This window comes from Williamsia soli (genome assembly GCF_017377795.1).
GTDB classification, from domain to species: domain Bacteria; phylum Actinomycetota; class Actinomycetes; order Mycobacteriales; family Mycobacteriaceae; genus Williamsia; species Williamsia soli.
The window spans coordinates 179,882-198,095 of record NZ_JAFRDR010000005.1 but is presented as its reverse complement, the minus strand read 5'-3'; the positions used below and the strand labels follow the sequence as shown (position 1 = coordinate 198,095).

The 18,214-nt window shown below is 64.3% G+C and carries 20 protein-coding genes and 1 tRNA gene; 11 read left to right on the top strand and 10 right to left on the bottom strand.

Annotated elements, in window-relative coordinates:
* Positions 1-8: 8 nt before the first annotated feature.
* The gene (locus tag J3S28_RS15250) at positions 9-1,409 is read right to left on the bottom strand and encodes a guanine deaminase (RefSeq protein WP_207841587.1); all 1,401 of its coding nucleotides are present in this window, start codon (positions 1,407-1,409) and stop codon (positions 9-11) included.
* Positions 1,410-1,655: 246 nt separating this feature from the next.
* Between J3S28_RS15250 and J3S28_RS15245 the strand changes: the two genes are divergently transcribed.
* On the top strand, positions 1,656-2,711 hold the full coding sequence (locus J3S28_RS15245; RefSeq protein ID WP_207841586.1) for a beta-ketoacyl-ACP synthase 3: 1,056 nt from the start codon (positions 1,656-1,658) through the stop codon (positions 2,709-2,711).
* Positions 2,712-2,781: 70 nt separating this feature from the next.
* On the opposite strand, the gene J3S28_RS15240 is transcribed toward J3S28_RS15245, so the two are convergent.
* On the bottom strand, positions 2,782-3,156 hold the full coding sequence (locus J3S28_RS15240; protein WP_207841807.1) for a DUF5997 family protein: 375 nt from the start codon (positions 3,154-3,156) through the stop codon (positions 2,782-2,784).
* Between the two features lie 41 nt (positions 3,157-3,197).
* Here J3S28_RS15240 and J3S28_RS15235 point away from each other — a divergent pair, with 41 nt between their 5' ends.
* Positions 3,198-3,935 (top strand): LysR family transcriptional regulator substrate-binding protein, encoded by a 738-nt coding sequence (locus J3S28_RS15235; protein ID WP_307797160.1) that lies wholly within the window; start codon positions 3,198-3,200, stop codon positions 3,933-3,935.
* A gap of 79 nt (positions 3,936-4,014) precedes the next feature.
* On the opposite strand, the gene J3S28_RS15230 is transcribed toward J3S28_RS15235, so the two are convergent.
* The 4 genes from J3S28_RS15230 to J3S28_RS15215 form a co-directional block, all read right to left on the bottom strand.
* Entirely contained in the window at positions 4,015-4,368 is a 354-nt protein-coding gene (locus J3S28_RS15230; protein ID WP_307797158.1) for a nuclear transport factor 2 family protein, read from the bottom strand.
* A 74-nt stretch (positions 4,369-4,442) separates the two neighbouring features.
* Positions 4,443-4,958 carry a MarR family winged helix-turn-helix transcriptional regulator gene (locus tag J3S28_RS15225; protein WP_207841585.1) on the bottom strand — a complete coding sequence of 172 codons (516 nt, stop codon included), beginning with the start codon at positions 4,956-4,958 and terminating at the stop codon, positions 4,443-4,445.
* Between the two features lie 83 nt (positions 4,959-5,041).
* Positions 5,042-5,129, bottom strand: a tRNA-Ser gene (locus J3S28_RS15220).
* A 13-nt stretch (positions 5,130-5,142) separates the two neighbouring features.
* Positions 5,143-5,628, bottom strand: coding sequence for a MarR family winged helix-turn-helix transcriptional regulator (locus J3S28_RS15215; RefSeq protein WP_207841584.1), 486 nt, complete (start codon positions 5,626-5,628; stop codon positions 5,143-5,145).
* Positions 5,629-5,750: 122 nt separating this feature from the next.
* Here J3S28_RS15215 and J3S28_RS15210 point away from each other — a divergent pair, with 122 nt between their 5' ends.
* A complete protein-coding gene (locus J3S28_RS15210; RefSeq protein WP_207841583.1) occupies positions 5,751-6,719 on the top strand; it encodes an NAD(P)H-quinone oxidoreductase in 969 nt (322 codons plus the stop codon).
* Positions 6,720-6,805: 86 nt separating this feature from the next.
* Here J3S28_RS15210 and J3S28_RS15205 read toward each other — a convergent pair whose 3' ends face one another.
* Complete coding sequence (locus J3S28_RS15205; RefSeq protein ID WP_207841582.1) at positions 6,806-8,002, bottom strand: cysteine desulfurase-like protein; 1,197 nt, start codon at positions 8,000-8,002, stop codon at positions 6,806-6,808.
* Between the two features lie 111 nt (positions 8,003-8,113).
* Between J3S28_RS15205 and J3S28_RS15200 the strand changes: the two genes are divergently transcribed.
* The 6 genes from J3S28_RS15200 to J3S28_RS15175 all read left to right on the top strand — a co-directional run bounded on the left by J3S28_RS15200 (position 8,114) and on the right by J3S28_RS15175 (position 13,530).
* The gene (locus J3S28_RS15200; RefSeq protein ID WP_207841581.1) at positions 8,114-8,650 is read left to right on the top strand and encodes a bacterial proteasome activator family protein; all 537 of its coding nucleotides are present in this window, start codon (positions 8,114-8,116) and stop codon (positions 8,648-8,650) included.
* Between the two features lie 31 nt (positions 8,651-8,681).
* A complete protein-coding gene (gene wzm, locus J3S28_RS15195; RefSeq protein ID WP_207841580.1) occupies positions 8,682-9,545 on the top strand; it encodes a galactan export ABC transporter permease subunit Wzm/RfbD in 864 nt (287 codons plus the stop codon).
* Between the two features lie 4 nt (positions 9,546-9,549).
* Positions 9,550-10,347 (top strand): galactan export ABC transporter ATP-binding subunit Wzt/RfbE, encoded by a 798-nt coding sequence (gene wzt / locus J3S28_RS15190; protein WP_207841579.1) that lies wholly within the window; start codon positions 9,550-9,552, stop codon positions 10,345-10,347.
* Entirely contained in the window at positions 10,340-11,266 is a 927-nt protein-coding gene (gene glfT1, locus J3S28_RS15185; protein ID WP_207841578.1) for a galactofuranosyltransferase GlfT1, read from the top strand. The genes wzt and glfT1 overlap by 8 nt, the downstream gene beginning before the upstream one ends.
* Before the next feature lie 44 nt (positions 11,267-11,310).
* Complete coding sequence (locus J3S28_RS15180; RefSeq protein ID WP_207841577.1) at positions 11,311-12,546, top strand: M23 family metallopeptidase; 1,236 nt, start codon at positions 11,311-11,313, stop codon at positions 12,544-12,546.
* Between the two features lie 105 nt (positions 12,547-12,651).
* Positions 12,652-13,530 carry an LLM class flavin-dependent oxidoreductase gene (locus J3S28_RS15175; protein ID WP_084892551.1) on the top strand — a complete coding sequence of 293 codons (879 nt, stop codon included), beginning with the start codon at positions 12,652-12,654 and terminating at the stop codon, positions 13,528-13,530.
* Between the two features lie 68 nt (positions 13,531-13,598).
* On the opposite strand, the gene J3S28_RS15170 is transcribed toward J3S28_RS15175, so the two are convergent.
* Both J3S28_RS15170 and J3S28_RS15165 read right to left on the bottom strand, forming a co-directional pair.
* Complete coding sequence (locus J3S28_RS15170) at positions 13,599-14,252, bottom strand: response regulator (protein WP_207841576.1); 654 nt, start codon at positions 14,250-14,252, stop codon at positions 13,599-13,601.
* A gap of 45 nt (positions 14,253-14,297) precedes the next feature.
* Entirely contained in the window at positions 14,298-15,509 is a 1,212-nt protein-coding gene (locus tag J3S28_RS15165; protein WP_307797157.1) for a sensor histidine kinase, read from the bottom strand.
* A 174-nt stretch (positions 15,510-15,683) separates the two neighbouring features.
* On the opposite strand from J3S28_RS15165, the gene J3S28_RS15160 reads away from it, so the two are divergent.
* Positions 15,684-16,334 carry a DUF4352 domain-containing protein gene (locus tag J3S28_RS15160; protein WP_207841575.1) on the top strand — a complete coding sequence of 217 codons (651 nt, stop codon included), beginning with the start codon at positions 15,684-15,686 and terminating at the stop codon, positions 16,332-16,334.
* 101 nt (positions 16,335-16,435) lie between these two features.
* Here the strand turns inward: J3S28_RS15160 and J3S28_RS15155 are convergent, their stop codons facing one another.
* Positions 16,436-16,867, bottom strand: coding sequence for a GtrA family protein (locus J3S28_RS15155; RefSeq protein WP_237341667.1), 432 nt, complete (start codon positions 16,865-16,867; stop codon positions 16,436-16,438).
* A 130-nt stretch (positions 16,868-16,997) separates the two neighbouring features.
* Between J3S28_RS15155 and J3S28_RS15150 the strand changes: the two genes are divergently transcribed.
* A complete protein-coding gene (locus J3S28_RS15150) occupies positions 16,998-18,191 on the top strand; it encodes a lipase family protein (RefSeq protein ID WP_207841574.1) in 1,194 nt (397 codons plus the stop codon).
* The last annotated feature ends 23 nt before the right edge of the window (positions 18,192-18,214 follow it).

The window sequence follows — 18,214 nt, the reverse complement described above, 5'->3', positions numbered from 1 at the left end:
CGAGAATGTCAGTCCTCGATCTTGCGACCCTGGACATACACCGAGGTGATGGCGTCCTCCCGCAACTGCATGAGAAGCGCGAACAGGATCTGATCCCGGGCCATGTCGGCATCGTCGGCGCGGGCGCCATGCCTGACGGCGTTGTTCAGCGCGGGCCACTGCTCGGGGTCGATGACGATGAAATCGGCTTCCTTACCGGTGTCGAAGTTGCCGAAGCGGTTCTCCTGGTCGAGTGCCCGCGCGCCGGCGAGGGTGGACACGAACAGCATCTCCGCTGGATGCATCGACACCCCCGCGTCGCCGGGCTCGGTGATGTGCTGCTTGAACGCATCATTCGCGACCCGCGAGATGAGCCATTCGTCGCCGCCGCCGTGATCGGTACCGAGCGAGATGTTGACGCCCGACGCCACCGTGCGCAGCCATGGCATGGTGCCCGAACCGAGAAACAGCTGGGAGACGGGGCAGTGCGAGATCGAGGTGCCCGTCTCGGCCATGCGGGCCAGCTCGCCGTCCTGGCAGTGCACGGAATGCGCCATGATCGTGCGCGGCCCGAGCAGGGACTCGCCGCCGACCTTGGAGCCGGGCAGGAACTTGCCGTCGTAGGTGTCGAGGTACGAATTGACCTGGTAATCGTCCTTGGTCGCGTCGACCTCGCCGGTCCCGGGGCGGTTGTTCTCGTTGAGGTGGGTGTGCACGTACACGCCCTTGGACCGCAGGTCCTTGTACAGCTCCCCCAATGCCACGAACGTTGTCGGGGTGACCGAGAGGGAGAACCGCGGCACCAGCGCGACATGCAGCAGGGCGGTGTCGACGTCACCGGTGTCGGCGGCATGCCATTTGTCGACCTCGGCGGCAGTCAGCTCGATGGCCTTCTCTTCACTTGTGATCAGAGGGTCGGCCGAACCCGGTCCGCGGGTTTGGATCCCGCGACCGCTGACGAGCCGCAAGCCGCGACGCTTCGTTTCTTCGAACAGCGCGTCTTGGGCGTGCGGGAACGCCGAACCGAAGACCATCGCGGCCGTCGTCCCGGCCCGCACCCGCTGGTTGGTGAACTCGACCGCGGCCATCGACCCGAAATCGGGATCGCTGAATTTCGATTCGGACGGGAAGATGCAGCGCTCCAACCACTCCAGCAGCTGACCGCCGCCGTAGGAGTCACCTGCGTAGGTCTGCGGAAAGTGGATATGGGTGTCGACAAAGCCCGGAAGGATGAATCCCGGGCGGTAGTCCACCACAGACGAGTGCTCGTGTTCGCTTGGGAGTTGGGAGAACTCACCACACCAGGCGACGATGCCGTTCTCGTCGACCACGAGTGCGCCGTCCTCGACGAAGACGAGCGCCTCGTGGGCCGCGGTCACTTTCGGTGATCCGGAGATATGGAAAATTTGACCGCGATAGACGTGTTTCACGCAATAACTTAATCACTCCGCCGCTGTTCATGTGCGGTGAATCGCATGAAAAACGAATGGTGCCCCGCCATATCGGCCAGGGATGCCCACCGACGTGGCATGTGTGGGCAAGAGTGCACTGTCTCGTCGCGAGTCAGATGTGGTCGTGCCCCGCGCCGACCGCTTGCTGGGTCCGACAACGTCACAGGCGTAACGTGCTGGGCTGATGAATTACCTGATGATCAGATCGAAGGGTCGGCTACAACGATGAACATTGCGACAACCAAGGGACACCACAACGTCTCCATGCTCGGCATCGGCGCCTACCGACCGCAACGGGTCGTCACCAATGCCGAGGTGTGCGAAGTGCTCGACTCCTCCGATGAATGGATCTTCGAGCGCAGCGGCATCCGCAGCCGACGCTGGATCAGCGGCGACGAGACCGCGCGATCGATGGCGGTGGCCGCCGGCGACCGGGCCATCAAGAACAGCGGCATCGATCGCGAGCAGATCGGCGCGATCATCCTGGCCACCGGCAGCTGGAAGACGAAGATCCCGCACGGCGGACCGGTGGTCGCATTGGATCTCGGGATCAATGGCATCCCGGCGTTCGACGTTGCGTCGGGCTGCGGCGGATTCGGATACGGGCTCGGATTGGCGACCGACATGATCCGCGCGGGCTCGGCCGAGTACGTCCTCGTCGTCGGCGTCGAGACGATGTCGGTGGTCATGGAACCGACCGACCGCAACACCGCCTTCATCTTCGGCGACGGTGCCGGCGCCGTGGTCGTCGGACCGAGCGAGGAGAACGGCATCTCACCGACCGTCTGGGGCAGCGACGGCGAGAACAGCGACGCGATCTCCCAGAACTACGACATCCCCGAATACATGGACCGGGCCCAGGCCTTCCAGACCAAGGATCCCGAGACCGAGCCGGTCGGACGCATGGTGGTGGAGATGCAGGGAACTCGCGTATTCCGCTGGGCCGCAATCACTCTGCCCAAGGCGCTGTCGAGTGTGATCGAACGCTCCGGGGTGTCGAAAGACGACATCGAGGTCTTCATCCCCCACCAGGCCAACGCCCGCATCAACACCTTGATGAAAGCCAACCTCGGTCTGGCCGACGATGTTCCGGTCGCCAACGACATCGAGACCACCGGAAACACCTCGGCGGCGTCGATCCCCTTGGCCATCGAGGAGATGCTGGTGTCGGGTAAGGCCAAAGGCGGCCAGACCGCGCTGCTCCTCGGCTTCGGCGCGGGCCTGAGCTACGCCGGCCAGGTCGTCACCCTTCCGCCTGCCCCTGTCGAGGCCAGCTTCTAGACCCGATCGTGGTGGGTTCTGACGAGCGTTCCCCCAGGTCAGGCTCACCAAAACCCACCATTTCGGACACCTATCGTCGCTTGCGCGACCGTGGCCTGTCGGCAGGAGGTGCCGCCTTCTCGGCGGCCGCTTCGGCGCGGACCTCGACCGCGGTGGCGCGCTCGGCTTCGAGCCACTCGGGCATCTCGGACAGAAGTTTGTTGATCTGCTCGGTGGTCAGCGCCTCGGTGATCTCGTGGCGCACCAGCGCGCCCTTCGAGATCCCGAGTTTCATCGCCACCAGATTCTTCGGGTGAGGTCCGTTGATGCGCAGATCACGCAGCCAATCCGGCGGGTCCGCCTGCAGTGCTTCGAGTTCGGCACGGGTGATGACGCCCTCCTGGAACTCGGCGGGCGTCGCCGGCAGGTACACGTCCAGCTTCTTGGCGGCGGTGGCCGGCTTCATCGACTGCGAACTCATACGCCGAGACTATCGGCCGGTAGCCTGTGGGCGTGACCGCGCCTGACAATGCCACCTCGTTTCAGCTGGCATTCGTGCCCGGCGTGACGCCCGGCAAATGGGTCCGGATCTGGAGTGAACGCCTGCCGCGGGTGCGCCTCGAAGTGGTGCCGATCGACGTCGCCGCATGCGCCGATGCCATTCGCGACGGGCGGATACAGATGGCGATCACCCGGCTGCCCGATGCCCTTGGTCACCGCGACCCGGGGCCGCACCACACCATCGAGCTCTATCAGGAAACGACGGTCGTGGTCGTGCCGAAAGACCACGTCTTCACCGCGGTCGATGAGATCGGCGTCGGCGATCTGGCGGATGAGCAACTCCTGTGGCCACTCGACGTACCGTTGGTGGTCGGGCAGCGCCCAGGAACGGCGGTGGACCATCGACCGGAAACCACCAGCGACGCAATCGAACTCGTTGCAGCCGGCACCGGCCTCCTACTCGTCCCGCAGTCGCTGGCCCGGCTGCACCATCGCAAGGATCTCGCCTATCGCCCGGTGACCGACGCACCGACCGGATCGGTGGGCCTGCTGTGGCCGGCCCCGACATCTGAGCTCGCCGAGGAGTTCATCGGCATCGTGCGCGGACGTAAGGCCACGTCGTCGCGGGGTCAGTCCGAACCTGCCCCGAAACGGTCGGCCAAAGAGAAGGCCGCTGCCAAGCGCGCTTCCAGAGAGGCCGCCGGGAAGATCCCCGGCAAAGGCCCACGCAAGCCGAAACGGTGACCAGCCCCGATCTTGGTGGGTTGTGGCGAGCATTTGCCCAGGTCAGCGTCGCCAGGACCCACCAACTCCGGGGTGCGGGTTACTTGAGCAGCGTGTGGAGCGAGACGATCTGACCGTCTTTGACGATCGCGATGTCGATGCCTCTCGCGACCGGAGGCCCGTCCGCCGGGCCGAATGTCCATGCCAGGTGACCGAGATCCTGCGTCTGGAGCACCGGTCCATCCGCGGAGAAGACGAAACCGGGTGCGCCGTCGAGTAATTCTTTCGCTTTCGCGGTCAACGCCTCGCGGCCCGTCGCCACGCCCTCGGGATCGGCGAAAGTGACCTCAAAAGAGTAGATTTCGGCAGCTTTCGCCTCGCGTTTGCTGTCATCTCGTTCTCCGAACACCCCGAGCAGGTTGGCTTCCATCAGTTCGGCGATCGTGTACGGCACGAGGTCTCCTCTTCGCATTACGTGATAAGTCACCTAAATGTGCGACGGCTGATCGCTGTTGTCAAGCGGAACGATCACGGACGGTCGACGGGCCTCGGAAGGGTGCCGTTCTTGATCACTGTGTCGTAGATCTTTTCGATCGTGTTGCTCAGGGTGTCGAGTTCATCGGTGTCCAAGTCCTCGAAGAACAACGAACGGACCAGCCCGATGTGGCCGGGCGAGGCGTCCCGCAGTGTCGACCAACCGTGTTCGGTCAGCGAGACCTCGGTGACACGTCGATCTTGCTCCGATCTGCTCATCTCGACGAGTTCGCGGGCGGCCATCCGCTTCGCATGATGAGACGTCCTGCTGCGCTCCCAGCCAATCCGTGTCGACAAGGCGGAGACGCTCATCTGGCCACCGGCCTCGCTGGTCAGCGCGACGAGGACGTCGAAGTCGGCCAACGAGATCGCATTGTCGGCCTGGAGTTGTCGGTTCATCTCATAGCGCAGTCTGAGCTGGAGCTTCATGTACGCGAACCAGGCACGCTTCTCCTGAGCAGAGAGCAGCGCGAACGGCGACTCCGGCGGGACCTCGAAGTCAGATGACATGTCACGCATCTTGCCCGATGATGTGCCCTTCTGGCGAACAAAACGCCAGGTGGGGGCCGCCACAACGACCCATCATCGGGGGTTGGCGGAAGCGGAGGGATTTGAACCCCCGGTGGTTTCACCCACGCTCGCTTTCAAGGCGAGTGCATTCGGCCGCTCTGCCACGCTTCCTTCGAAAGGCAGACTACTTGACGCGGGTCTGCGGGTTGTCACGCAGCCACTTGTCGACCTTTGAGAAGGTGGTGCCCATGGCTTCACGCTCGTGGTCGTCGAGGTGGTCGAGCAGGTAGGTCCGCACCGCGACGACATGCTCTTTTGCCGCTTCGTGCAGCTTGTCACGGCCGGCGGGGGTGATGCGGCAGACCCTGTTTCGGGCGTCTTTGTCGTGGTCTTTGGCCAGGCGTTCGACGAATCCGGCCTCGGCCAGCCGAGCGACCCGCCGCGAGATGGTGCTCTTCGTGCTCAATGCGCCGTCGGCGAGAGCACTCATGCGCAACTGGTCGTTCTCGGATAGCAGCACCAGGATCCGGTAATCGGCGAACGTCAGTCCGGACGTTTCGACGAGTGAGTCGTTGATGGCGTCGAACAGGCGCTGAGTGCCGTTCATGAAAGACCGCCACGCGATCTGTTCGGCGTCGTCGAGCCACGGCACAGCAGAGTCCTCTGTCATAGTCCTCATCAGTCGGCGATCAAGTTTTACAAACTTTGAGGTTACTCCCCGCAACCTTGCCGGTTGAAGCCACTATTCGACACAGAGTGTCACAACTGGGGTATCAGTGGAGCATGGGCAGAATGCGAGCGATCACGGTGACAGAGTTCGGTCCACCAGAGAACCTGGTGGTCACCGAAGTGGACAAGCCGCGTCCCGGCCCCGGCGAAGTTCTGATCAAGGTTGCGGCCGCCGGCGTGAACCGTGCCGACCTGCTCCAGCGGCAGGGCAACTATCCGCCCCCGCCGGGCGCCAGCGACATCATCGGTATGGAAGCCTCGGGAACCGTCGACGAGCTCGGGCCCGACGTCGACTCCTGGTCTGCGGGAGAGCAAGTGTGCGCCTTGCTCGCCGGCGGCGGCTATGCCGAATACGTCACGGTGCCCGCGGGCCACGTGATGCCGGTCCCGGATGGGGTCGACGTGGTGGACGCCGCGGCGCTACCCGAAGTGGCCTGCACGGTGCTCTCGAACCTCAAGCGAACCGCTCATCTGCAGCCAGGTGAGTTGGTGTTGTTGCACGGCGGTGCCAGCGGGATCGGTACCCATGCGATCCAGTGGGCGAAAGAACTGGGCGCGACCGTGGCCGTCACCGCGGGCTCGGCCGACAAGCTCGAACTGTGCAGCGACCTCGGTGCCGACATCACCATCAACTATCACGACGAGGACTTCCTCGAGGTGACGAAGTCGCATGGAGGCGCCGACGTCATCCTCGACATCATCGGCGCAAAGTACCTGAGCAGCAACGTATCTGCACTGGCGAAGGACGGACGGCTCGTCGTGATCGGTATGCAGGGCGGGGTGAAGGCCGAGGTGAACCTCGGTGCACTCCTCGCGAAGCGGGGAACGATTCATGCGACGGCGCTGCGGGGGCGCGACTCGGAAGACAAGGCCGCCATCGTCGCAGACACCGTCGCGACCACGTGGCCGATGATCGCAGCGGGCAAGGTGAAACCTGTTGTCGGAGCACGGTTCCCGGTCGAGGACGCCGCCAAGGCCCACACGCTGCTGGACTCCGGCAAGGTGACCGGGAAAATCCTGCTGACCCTCTGACCACCAGAATCATCCCCGTACGCGGTCGCCGAGGGCGTCATGCCCTCGGCGGTACCGGAGGGGGACGAATGTGGTGAAGAAATGGTCTAGCCGAGTGAACCCAGCGTCCGCACGAGCTGATCCACCTCGTAGGGCGTCGTGTACGGCCCGAGTCCGATCGTGACGGCGCCACCGACGTCGCCGACCCCGATGCCGGTGAGGACCCGACTGTTGACGTCGGCGAGTGCACAGATCCCGTTGTCGGCCAGACGTCGCACCACCTTGTCGGCTGTCACACCCGACACCGTGAAGCTGACCGCCGGGATGCGGCTCTCCGCTTCACCGACGATGGATACCAGATTCAGCTGACGTAGTGAGTGCAGCAGGTACTGCAACAAGCGCTGCGAATAATCGGCCAGACCCGTCATCGACTGGACCAGGCGCTCGCGCCGGGTGCCGGCGGCGGATTCGTCCAGACCAGCCAGATGCTCGATCGAGGCCACCAACCCGGCCAGCAATGCATGCTGGTGTCCGTCGACCTCGAGCTTTTCCGGTCCCTCTGCGTCGGGTTTGAGTGACATCGATCGCACCCGCGTCAGCAGTTCGGGGTTCCGGAACACCAATGCCGCGGTCGACGGTCCGCCCCACCGTGACGCGCTCACCACCAGCACATCGGCGCCAAGTTCCTCGATGTCCAGCGGCAGGTAGGCGGCTGCGCTCGTCGCGTCCACCACCAAGAGACCGTCGACGGCGTGCACCGTCGCTGCCGCGGTCGCCACGTCGACGACGGTGCCGATGGTCGACGACGCCAGCGGCATCGCCACGACGCTGGTCGAGCGGCTCACCAACCCCTCGTACTGCCAGACCGGGAGTTCACCGTTCTCGATGTCGACCTCAGCCCACCGGACCTTCGCGCCGAACCGATCGGCGGCACGCAGCCACGGCAGCACGTTCGCCTCGTCGTCGAGTCGACTGACCACCACCTCGGACCCCAGCCACACGCGGGTGTTCAAACACTCCGCGAGCACGTTCAGCAGATGTCCACGCGATGGTCCGAGCACCACGCCGCGGGGGTCCCCGTTCACCAGATCCGCGACAGCCTGCCGGGCCGCATCGATGATGCCCGCCGACTGCTTCGCCGCCGGGTAGATGCCGCCGGGCTCCGAGACCAGCCCACGAAAGGCCTTGGACACGGTGGTGGCCACCGAATCCGGGATCTGCATGCCCGCCTGCGGATCGAGGTGGATCCAACCATCGCCGAGGGACGGGAACAGACCCCGAACCCGTGCGACGTCATAAGCCATGGCAGCCACCTTAGACCGTCCCCGCGCCCGCGCACCCAGCAACGGATCTTGGCTTTCAGGGAAGGCAGGGCTGCCGCAGATCGGAAACCACCGCATCTGGACAATGGAGGCATGGTCGACGATATTTTCAGCCAAGGTTCCCCCTCCGACCGCGACGAGGGCATCGTTGTCGTCCCGTCCGCAGAGGCCGAGCAGGCCCGCAGCGACGAACAACAGGGAGTCGCCGACATGGTCGAGCAGCCCGCCAAGGTCATGCGGATCGGGACCATGATCAAGCAGCTGCTGGAAGAGGTGCGGGCCGCTCCGCTCGACGAGGCGAGCCGCGTCCGACTCAAAGAGATCCACCGCTCCTCGATCCACGAGCTCGAGGACGGTCTCGCCCCCGAGCTGCGCGAAGAACTCGAACGGCTCGCGCTGCCGTTCACCGACGACGTCACGCCCACCGACGCCGAACTCCGGATCGCCCAGGCCCAGCTCGTCGGCTGGCTCGAAGGTCTGTTCCACGGCATCCAGACCGCACTGTTCGCCCAGCAGATGGCGGCCCGCGCGCAGCTCGAGCAGATGCGTCAGGGACAGCTCCCGACGGGTCAACTCGGCGGCAGTCAGCCCGGGCAGCACGGGGTCCCCGGCACCGGGCAGTATCTCTGACACCTCGGTCGTCGCGGTAGGGTCGTCTCTCGTGTCAACAGCTGTCGATCCCGAGCCGGTGCGTCCGCCGCCGGCCGAGTCCGATTCACGGACTTTTCGCAGGGCCTTCGGCGATCTGTCGTCGGGTTTCCGACAGTCGGAACTGTGGCTGCTGCTCGGCTGGCAAGACATCAAGCAGCGCTACCGCCGGTCGCTGCTCGGACCGCTGTGGATCACCATCGCCACCGCGGTCACCGCCGTCGCCATGGGCTTGCTCTACTCCCAGCTGTTCGGCAACGAGATCAGCAGCTTCCTGCCGTACGTCATGCTCGGCTTCATCTTCTGGGGTTTCATCTCCGGGTCGATCCTCGAAGGTGCCGAGCTGTTCACCACCAACGAGGGACTGATCAAGCAGATCCCCGCCCCGCTGAGCGTGCACGTGTACCGCCTCACCTGGCGGCAGCTGATCATCTTTGCCCACAACATCCCGCTCTACGCAGTACTGCTGATCATCTTCCCGCAGCCGGTGAACTGGACCGTTGTTCTGGTGCTACCCGGTATCGCACTTCTCGTCCTGAACGCGGTGTGGGTCTCGATCGTGTTCGGCATCCTGTCCACCAGGTTTCGCGACATCGGCCAATTGCTGGCCACTGCAGTACAACTGGTCTTCTTCATGACGCCGATCATCTGGAGTGCAACCGATCTCGAGAAGAACGTCGGAGCGGACTCCAGCCGCGTCAAACTGGTGCAGATCAACCCGATGTACCACTACCTCGAGATCACCCGTGGTCCGTTGCTCGGCGAATCGGTGGCGCTCTATCACTGGTTGATCGTCATCGCGTGCACCATCGCCGGCTGGGTCCTGGCGCTGATGATTTTGCGTAATTACCGTGCTCGCGTTGCGTATTGGGTGTGAGGTCATGAGTCAAGTACGAGTCGATACCTGGGATGCCTGTGTTGATTTCCCTATTTTCGACGCCAAGACCAGGTCCATCAAGAAGTCGGTCCTCGGTCGCGCCGGAGGTGTGATCGGCGCCAACGAGTCCAACGTCGTGGTGGTCGAGGCGCTCAAGCAGATCAACCTGCATCTCGAACACGGCGACCGGATCGGATTGGTCGGGCACAACGGCGCCGGCAAGTCGACGCTGCTGCGTCTGCTCTCGGGCATCTACGAACCGACTCGGGGTTCCTGTTCGATCCGTGGCCGCGTGGCCCCTGTCTTCGATCTCGGGGTCGGTATGGACCCCGAGATCTCCGGCTACGAGAACATCGTCATCCGCGGCATGTTCCTCGGGATGAGCCGGCGCGAGATGCTCAAGAAGATGGACGACATCGCTGAGTTCACCGAACTCGGCGACTACCTGGCGATGCCGCTGCGCACCTACTCCACCGGCATGCGGGTCCGCGTCGCCCTGGGCGTGGTGACCTCGATCGACCCGGAGATCTTGATTCTCGATGAGGGCATCGGTGCCGTCGACGCCGAGTTCATGAAGAAGGCCCGGATCCGGTTGCAGGAGTTGGTGAAGCGGTCGGGAATCCTGGTGTTCGCCAGCCACTCGAACGAGTTCCTCGCGCAGCTGTGCGACCGTGCCCTCTGGATCGACCACGGCACGATCCGGATGGACGGCGGCATCGAGGAAGTCGTGAACGCATACGAGGGTCCTGACGCCGCACGTCACGTGCGCGAGGTCATGGCCGAGGTCGAACGGGATGACTGACGCCGGGGCGAATGGCGTCGCTGACGCTCGGGTCGTCGCCGTGGTCGTGACCCACAAACGACTCGAACTCCTTCGCCAATCCCTGGCCATACTCACCTCACAGAGCCGGCCCGTCGATCATCTGGTGGTCGTCGACAACGACAACGACACCGCGGTCGCCGAGCTCGTTGCTGCGCAGTCGATTCCCGTCACCTACATCGGTTCCGAGCACAACCTCGGCGGCGCGGGAGGTTTTGCGCTCGGCATGCTGCACGCGCTCGCACTCGGCGCCGACTGGGTCTGGTGTGCCGACGACGACGGCAGGCCCGAAGGGCCCGAGGTCCTGACCACACTGCTGGATTGCGCCGTCGCCCATGGGCTTTCCGAGGTGTCGCCGGTCGTCTGCAACATCAACGATCCCGACACCCTCGCCTTCCCGTTGCGGCGAGGCCTGGTCTGGCGCCGCAAGCGCTCCGAGTTGTTCGAGAACGGCGAGACCTCCGAGCTGCTCCCCGGGATCGCTTCACTGATGAACGGTGCACTGTTCTCTGCCGCTGCCATCGACGCGGTCGGGGTCCCGGATCTTCGCCTGTTCGTCCGTGGCGACGAGGTCGAGATGCATCGCCGACTGGTCCGCTCGGGGCTGAACTTCGGCACCTGCCTGACAACGGCCTACCTGCACCCCGACGGCACCGACGAGTTCCGGCCCATCCTGGGTGGTCGGATGCACACCCAGTACCCGGACAACGAGACCAAACGATTCTTCACGTACCGCAATCGCGGGTATCTGATGAGTCGTCCCGGCATGCGAAAGTTGCTGCCCCAGGAGTATGCCCGGTTCGGCTGGTATTTCCTCGTACAGCAACGCGACGTCCCGGGCTTCCGTGAATGGCTGCGTCTGCAGTCCCTCGGCCGACGTGAACGCTTCGGGAAACCTTGACCGAAACAAGGCCATGACCTGCAGCGGCGCGTTAGATTCGGCCGATGAGACTTTCCGTCAAACTCGTGGGTATCGCATGTGTTGCCACTTTGGCGCTTGTTTCTTGTTCTGAATCCGAGTCCGACAGCACGTCTGCGTCGTCGTCCACCGCCTCCGCGCCGACGACCGAGTCGACACCCGCGAAGATCACAGCGGTGGTCGTGTCGACCCTCGCGGACCCGATCCCGGTACTCGGTACCGATGACCGAGTACATATGGCGTACGAGCTCACGGTGACCAACACCCTGTCCCAACCGACGACGATCACCGGAGTGACCGCATCGGCCGGGGATGAGGTACTGGTCGAGCTCCAGGGCGATGAGGTCGGGCAATGGATGCGCCCGTTCGGCGCGACCGAGCTGACCACCACACTCACGCCGGGCCAGGCCTCTCGCATCTGGATCGACGCCTCCGTCCCCGCCGAGGCGGAAACCCCGACCCAGATCGAGAATGAGATCAGCGTCGAGGTCGCTCAGGAAGATCTTCCGCTGGTGACCAAGACGATGACCGTGTCCTCGCTCACCCAGGTCCAGGACAAGACGCCGGTCACGATCGCACCCCCTCTGGACGGAGCGGGCTGGCTGGACGGCAACGGATGCTGCGGTATGACCGCCCACCGAACGGCCGTCAGCCCCCTGAACGGGGAATATCATGCACCGGAACGATTTGCGATCGATTTCGTGAAGCTCGATGCCGAGGGCCGGCTCTTCACCGGCGACATCACCCAGACCTCGAGTTACGCCTATTTCGGAACCGACATCCACGCCGTGGCCGACGGCAAGGTGGTGGCGGTCGTCGACGGCCTCCAAGAACAGATCCCGAGCATCACGCCGAGCAAACTGCCCGTCGACCAGTACGCCGGCAATCACATCGTCCAAGACATCGGCAATGGTCACTACGTGCTGTACGCGCACATGCAACCGGGCAGTATGTCGGCGATCAAAGTAGGTCAGGAACTCGAGTCCGGTGACAAGATCGGCCTGCTGGGCAACACCGGCAACACCGACGCGCCGCATCTCCATCTCCATGTGATGGACGGCCCGGACCCCCTGGCGTCCAACGGCTTACCTTTCGTCATCGACACCTTCACCCTCGACAACGTGATCGCGGGCGATGACGCGATCGAAGCGCTGATCACGACCGGCAACCCGCCCGCCTACGGAGCACCGGTGTCCAATCCGGAGCGTAAAGGCGAGATGCCCCTGACCTACGACGTGATGACCTTCTCGGTGGGCAAGTGAACGATATGCTCCCCTCCCGAAACTAGAACGTGTTCTACTGGATGGAGACGAAGCGCAGCGGAGCTCGACCATGGACGCGCGCGGGACGAATCTAGGAGGATCTGCATGCGGTTCACCTTCGCCGAGGCGATGACCGATCCGAGTTACTACCTGCCGCTGGCCAAGGCGGCAGAAGCGGCCGGCTACGAGGGATTCACGATCCCCGACTCCATCGCGTATCCCGAGGAATCCGACTCGACGTATCCGTACACCGAGGACGGCAATCGAGAGTTCCTCGAGGACAAGGCGTTCATCGAGACGTTCGTGATGGCAGCCGCCATGGGTGCGGTCACCGAGAAGATCCGGTTCAACCCGTTCGTCCTCAAATTACCGATCCGTCCTCCGGCCCTCGTAGCCAAACAGGCGATGTCCGTGGCCACGTTGACAAACAACCGTTTCGCCCTCGGGGTCGGCACCAGTCCGTGGGCCGAGGACTACGACATCATGGGCGTCGATTACAAACGGCGCGGCAAGCGGATGAACGAGTGCATGGACATCATCCGCGGATTGAGCACCGGCGAGTACTTCGAGTTCCACGGGGAGTTCTACGACATCCCGAAGATCAAGATGACACCTGCACCGACCAAGCCGATCCCCCTGCTCGTCGGCGGGCACGCCGATCTCGCACTGAAGCGAGCCGTGATCCGCGGCGACGGCTGGATGCACGGTGGTGGGCAGCCCGAGGAGCTCGACGCGCTGCTCGACAAGATCCAGGACATCCGCAAGGGCGAGGGAAAGCTCAACGACCCCTTCGAGATCCACGTCATCTCCTACGACGCCTACACGCCCGACGGTTGTAAGCGACTGGAAGACAAAGGCATCACCGATGTCATCGTCGGTTTCCGGATCCCTTACATCATCGGCAACGACACCGAGCCGTTGCAGAAGAAGATCGACAACCTCAACATGTTTGCCGATTCGGTGATCAGCAAGGTCAACGGCTGACACCCGATCTTGGTGGGTTCTGGTGAGCATTTCCGCAGGTGAGCCTCGCCAGAACCCACCAACATCGGTCAGTGGACGAGTCCGGCGCGGAACGCGATAAGCGCCGCCTGTACCCGATTCTGGGTGCCGAGCTTGGTGAAGACCGCCGAGATGTGGGTTTTCACGGTGGTCTCGCTGAGAAAGAGCTCGGTGGCGATGTTCGCATTGGACGTCCCGCAGGCCACGGCCCGTAGGACGTCGAGTTCGCGCGGACTGAGCATGGACAGATCCGCCCGCGGGGCAGGCAAGTGCGGCGACCCGGCCGCGACGATCCGGCGCAGCGATTCCTGGCTGAACAGTGTGTTGCCGGCGGCCACGGCCCGCACCGACTGCTGAAAGGTCTCCGGCGGCTCGTCCTTGCTGAGGAAGCTGTGCGCGCCGGCCGAGACTGCCTGCACCACCAGGTCATCGACATCCATGGCCGTCATCGCGATCACTCTGGGCGGCACCGGAACGGTCATCAGCTGACGGGTCGCCTCGAGGCCGCCGATTCGTTTCATCTTCAGATCCATCAGCACCACGTGCGGCCGATGGACGTGGACGGCGCCGACGACTTGATCACCGTCGTCGACGTCAGCGACGACGGTGATGTCATCGGTGGCGGCGAAGATGTCCGAGACCCCGCGCCGGACAAAGGGATCGTCGTCGGCGATCAGCACGGTGATCACGCTGGCTCGGGTCATGGTGGGAACAGAATAGTCCGCCCCTGCGACACCGACTGTGCGGGTTCAGGCGTACCAGGGCAGCCAGCAATCCAGGACGAACTCATCTCCGAGCGCGCCGGCCTGAAAGGACCCACCGATGTTGTGTGCCTGCTCGGCCAGTCCTTGCAGCCCGGATCGCGAGCCGACCGGAACCGCCGGTGGACGAGAGCTGAGTTTGCTGCGTGTGTTGATCTTGATCCCGTGGATGTCCGCGCCGGTGATGGCGATGCGGATCGTCTGGTCTGCCGCGTATTTCTGTGCGTTGGTGAGAGATTCCTGGACCACGCGGTAGGTGACGTGCCCGGAGACCGTTCCCACCGTGCCGGGCCGCAAGTCGGTGTACAGCGTTGCGTGGAGGCCGGCCGCGCGAGCTGATTGGACCAGTTCTGCAATTCCCTCGATCCCTTGGGGACCGCCTTGCTGAGCGGGCACCGAGCCGCGGAGCACCCCGACGATGCTCTTGAGTTCGTCGAGCGCCTCATGAGCCGTCGACCGGATCATCGACGCGTTGGTCACTATTTTCTCCGGATCGTCGGTGCCGCCCACCTGTACCGCGCCCGCCAGCAACGAGATCCGGCTCAGGCTCGCTGCCAGCGTGTCGTGCATGTCCCGGGCGATGCGGGTCCGCTCTTCGGTCCTGATCATCTCGTCGCGCATCACGTCGGTCTGCTTGGTCGCCCGATCGCGGCTCTGTTCCGCTCGGGCGAGCTGAAACTGGGTGTGCCGCAAAAGCGCAACCGTCACCACGATGCCGACCACCACCGCGGCGACGATCCAAGGGATCCACAGCGGAACATCCCAGCTCGGCTTGGGCATCCCGTCGTCGGCCCTGGGCGATCCGATCGTGAGCAGCGAGTTGTCACGCGTCCGGTGAGCGTCATAGGTCAACGAGACCGCGGAAGCGATGTAGACCGCGACCGTTCCGGCCGCCAGACGCACACCGCGTTCTGACTGGGCGAGTGCGTACAGCGCGATCAGCGCCGCCGTCGCGTCGGTCGCGAAGAACAGTGGCGCGAACACACATGCCGCCAGTACCGCGGTCGGAGCCCGGTGCCGCCAGACGAGCGTGGCGGCCGCACCGAGGTTGAGCAGGAATCCGACCCAGGAATTCCAGTCCGGAATCGTTTCCGATGCCTGGGTGAGCGAGACCGCGAGCAACGACCCGAACACGCTCAAGCTCACCGCTCCGGTGGTCCAGAGGCGGCGGCGGACGATGTCCCCGGAAGTTGCGGTCACGTTAGGAGGCTACGGGGTGACTCCGACGGTCCGTCATCGGCCGAAAGGTCCGACCCGCTGCAACTTCCGGCCCAAAGGATGACCCGGCCCGACCGTTCGGCCGAGGCGCCCGGGTATCGGTCTGCGATGTGCTGTTCCTCGACCCCGAACACCTCACGAACAGGAGGATCCGCCATGACCAACCCAGGACAGCCCGGAGACCATCAGCCCTACAACCAGCCCTACGGCGCCGGCCCCTACCCGCCGCCCCCGAAGAAGAAGCGAAAGGTGTGGCCGTGGCTCGTCATCGGAGTCCCCATACTTCTCATCGGAGCCTGCACCGCGATCGTCGCCACCAGCGTGGGTGGCGACAGCGACACCAGTGTCACCAAGGCATCGCAGACCTCGCAGGCCGGAAGCGCTGCCCCCGAGGCCACCGGACCCGACTTCCCCGGCAAGCTCGACGACGACACCGTCGCACTCGGCGGTGACACCATCACCCGCGACGACCTCGAATACACCGTCGCGCCACTGACTCCCGTCAACACCACGTTCGGGAACTATCTCTGCAGCACAGTCACCATCAAGAACGTCGGTGACAAGCAGAACGACTTCAACAGTTACATCGACTGGAGCCTGCAGGACGCAACGGGGACCATCCGCGATGCGACGTTCGCCCCGGAACGGGAGCCGCTGAACTCCGGCGAGATCGCACCCGGCGGGAAGACCGCAGGTGATGTCTGCTTCGACTCGCGGCAGGGCTCACCGGCGGGCACCTACGTGGTCCTGTTCGAGGACACGTTCTCCCTGTCGTCCGACCGCCTCGCCTGGGTCAACACCCTCTGACAGCCCGAAAATGGTGGGTCCTGGCGACCCGACACACTGGTCGAGCTTGCCTCCGGCTTCGTCTCCGCCAGGTCGCCCTCGCCAGAACCCACCAAAATCGGCTACCGGATCTTGAAGATGACCGCCCGCTGGACCACGAAGTTGATGACCGTCGCGGTTCCCTGAGCGATCACAAAGGCGAGCAGGCTCCAGTGAATCTGTTCGTCCCAGAGCCGCGACAGGCCCGTGTAGATACCGACCTGCACCGCAAACGTCACCAGATAGAGCACTGCGACAGCAAAGAAACGGGCAGCGCTCGGCTCCGCGCGGAACGTCCAGCGCCGATTGATGAGGTAGGCCATCGTGGTGCCGCAGACGAAACCGACCGCCTTGGCGGCCCACTCAGGAGCGCCGAAAACGTACTGCAACAGCAGCGTGAGACCGAAGTCGAGAATGCCCGAACCGGCGCCGGTGATGACGAACCGGATGAGCTGGGTCTTCAAATCGACGTCGGTGGAGGCCTCTTGATCGTCGATCGGCAATTCGATCGGCATCGGCGCATGGGCCGATCCGAACTGCTCATGCGTTCGGCGTTGCTCCACCGGCTCATCGGACACCCCGACACCCTAGCTTCTGCGCCCGCAAAGCCTCACGTACGGTGCTTCGATCGCCTACCGTCGAGATGTGGGTGCCCGGCTTCTCGTTCTCGCACTGGCGCTGTTGCTGCTGGCGGTGCCTGTCACCGCCGTGGCTGCGCCCGCACCCGACGTCGGCGCTCAGCCGCGATGGTCGGGACTCGACGCCCGGCAGTACAACGGACCGATCCCCGATGCGCCCGGCACCTTGATCCGATCGGTGCCGCTGGACCCCGAGTTGGTGCAGGCCTCTGTAGAGGACGCTTTCCGGATCCTGTACTCGACGCCGAATCAGCACTCCGCTCGCGCGACCAGCACCGCATTCGTCTATGTCCCCCGGGGCCAGGCTCCGCCAGGGGGCTGGCCGGTCATCGCCTGGGCCCACGGGACCGTCGGACTCGGCGACGACTGCACACCGTCGGCGAACCGACTCGGATCGCGCGTGTTGACGTTGATCGAGCACTGGCTCGCCCAGGGTTATGCGATCGTGGGCACCGACTACGCCGGCCAGGGCACACCCGGGCTGATGAGCTACCTGAACTCACAGGTGCAGGCGAGTTCGGTGATCGACTCGGTCAAGGCCGCCCATCAGATGGGGCTGCCACTGTCGCCGAAGTACGCGATCACCGGTCAGTCCCAAGGTGCCGGAGCGGCGCTGAACGCCGGCAGGCGCGCCACCGAACTCGATGCCGGATCGGGACTCGACTACCGCGGCGTCGTAGGAACGGGGACCCCTGCGAACATCGAATGGCTGGTGCAGTTCGGCGGACCCGGGTTTCCGCCGGTGATACTCCCGGCCGGTCTGACCACCTACGCGATGTACATCGTGGCCGGCCTGCGCGACGCGCGGCGAGACCTCGACGTGGACGGTCTGCTCACCCCGCTCGGCCGCCAACTCGTCGATACCGCAGAGACGATGTGCCTGACGGAGTTCAAGAGCGTCATGGACGGCCGCGATCTGCGCACGGTGTTCGTGAAGCCGGTGTCGTCGCTACCCGATGCCTACGGCGTACTCCGCCGGCACATGCAGACGCCCGCGACCGGGTACGACCGGCCGGTCTTCCTGGGTCACGGGCTGCTCGACATCGACGTCCCGATCCCGTTCCCCGCCTCGTTGATAGCCGAGATGACAGTCAATCGCGAACCGGTGGAGGTCCACGTCTACCCGGAAGACGACCACTTCACGACGATGGCGACGTCTGTCGGCGACGCCACCCGTTTCATGGACGCGATCATGCGTTGATTTCTGGAAATCCACAGTGATCA

Excerpts from the sequence above, each read along its gene's own strand:
- J3S28_RS15200 (WP_207841581.1), top strand. The coding sequence starts at position 8,114 with ATGGTCGACGATATTTTCAGCCAAGGTTCCCCCTCCGACCGCGACGAG.
- J3S28_RS15225 (WP_207841585.1), bottom strand. The coding sequence starts at position 4,958 with ATGTCATCTGACTTCGAGGTCCCGCCGGAGTCGCCGTTCGCGCTGCTC.
- glfT1 (WP_207841578.1), top strand. The coding sequence starts at position 10,340 with ATGACTGACGCCGGGGCGAATGGCGTCGCTGACGCTCGGGTCGTCGCC.
- J3S28_RS15160 (WP_207841575.1), top strand. The coding sequence starts at position 15,684 with ATGACCAACCCAGGACAGCCCGGAGACCATCAGCCCTACAACCAGCCC.
- J3S28_RS15175 (WP_084892551.1), top strand. The coding sequence starts at position 12,652 with ATGCGGTTCACCTTCGCCGAGGCGATGACCGATCCGAGTTACTACCTG.
- J3S28_RS15210 (WP_207841583.1), top strand. The coding sequence starts at position 5,751 with ATGCGAGCGATCACGGTGACAGAGTTCGGTCCACCAGAGAACCTGGTG.
- J3S28_RS15170 (WP_207841576.1), bottom strand. The coding sequence starts at position 14,252 with ATGACCCGAGCCAGCGTGATCACCGTGCTGATCGCCGACGACGATCCC.
- wzt (WP_207841579.1), top strand. The coding sequence starts at position 9,550 with ATGAGTCAAGTACGAGTCGATACCTGGGATGCCTGTGTTGATTTCCCT.
- J3S28_RS15240 (WP_207841807.1), bottom strand. The coding sequence starts at position 3,156 with ATGAAGCCGGCCACCGCCGCCAAGAAGCTGGACGTGTACCTGCCGGCG.
- J3S28_RS15180 (WP_207841577.1), top strand. The coding sequence starts at position 11,311 with ATGAGACTTTCCGTCAAACTCGTGGGTATCGCATGTGTTGCCACTTTG.
- J3S28_RS15155 (WP_237341667.1), bottom strand. The coding sequence starts at position 16,867 with ATGCCGATCGAATTGCCGATCGACGATCAAGAGGCCTCCACCGACGTC.
- J3S28_RS15245 (WP_207841586.1), top strand. The coding sequence starts at position 1,656 with ATGAACATTGCGACAACCAAGGGACACCACAACGTCTCCATGCTCGGC.
- J3S28_RS15215 (WP_207841584.1), bottom strand. The coding sequence starts at position 5,628 with ATGACAGAGGACTCTGCTGTGCCGTGGCTCGACGACGCCGAACAGATC.
- J3S28_RS15205 (WP_207841582.1), bottom strand. The coding sequence starts at position 8,002 with ATGGCTTATGACGTCGCACGGGTTCGGGGTCTGTTCCCGTCCCTCGGC.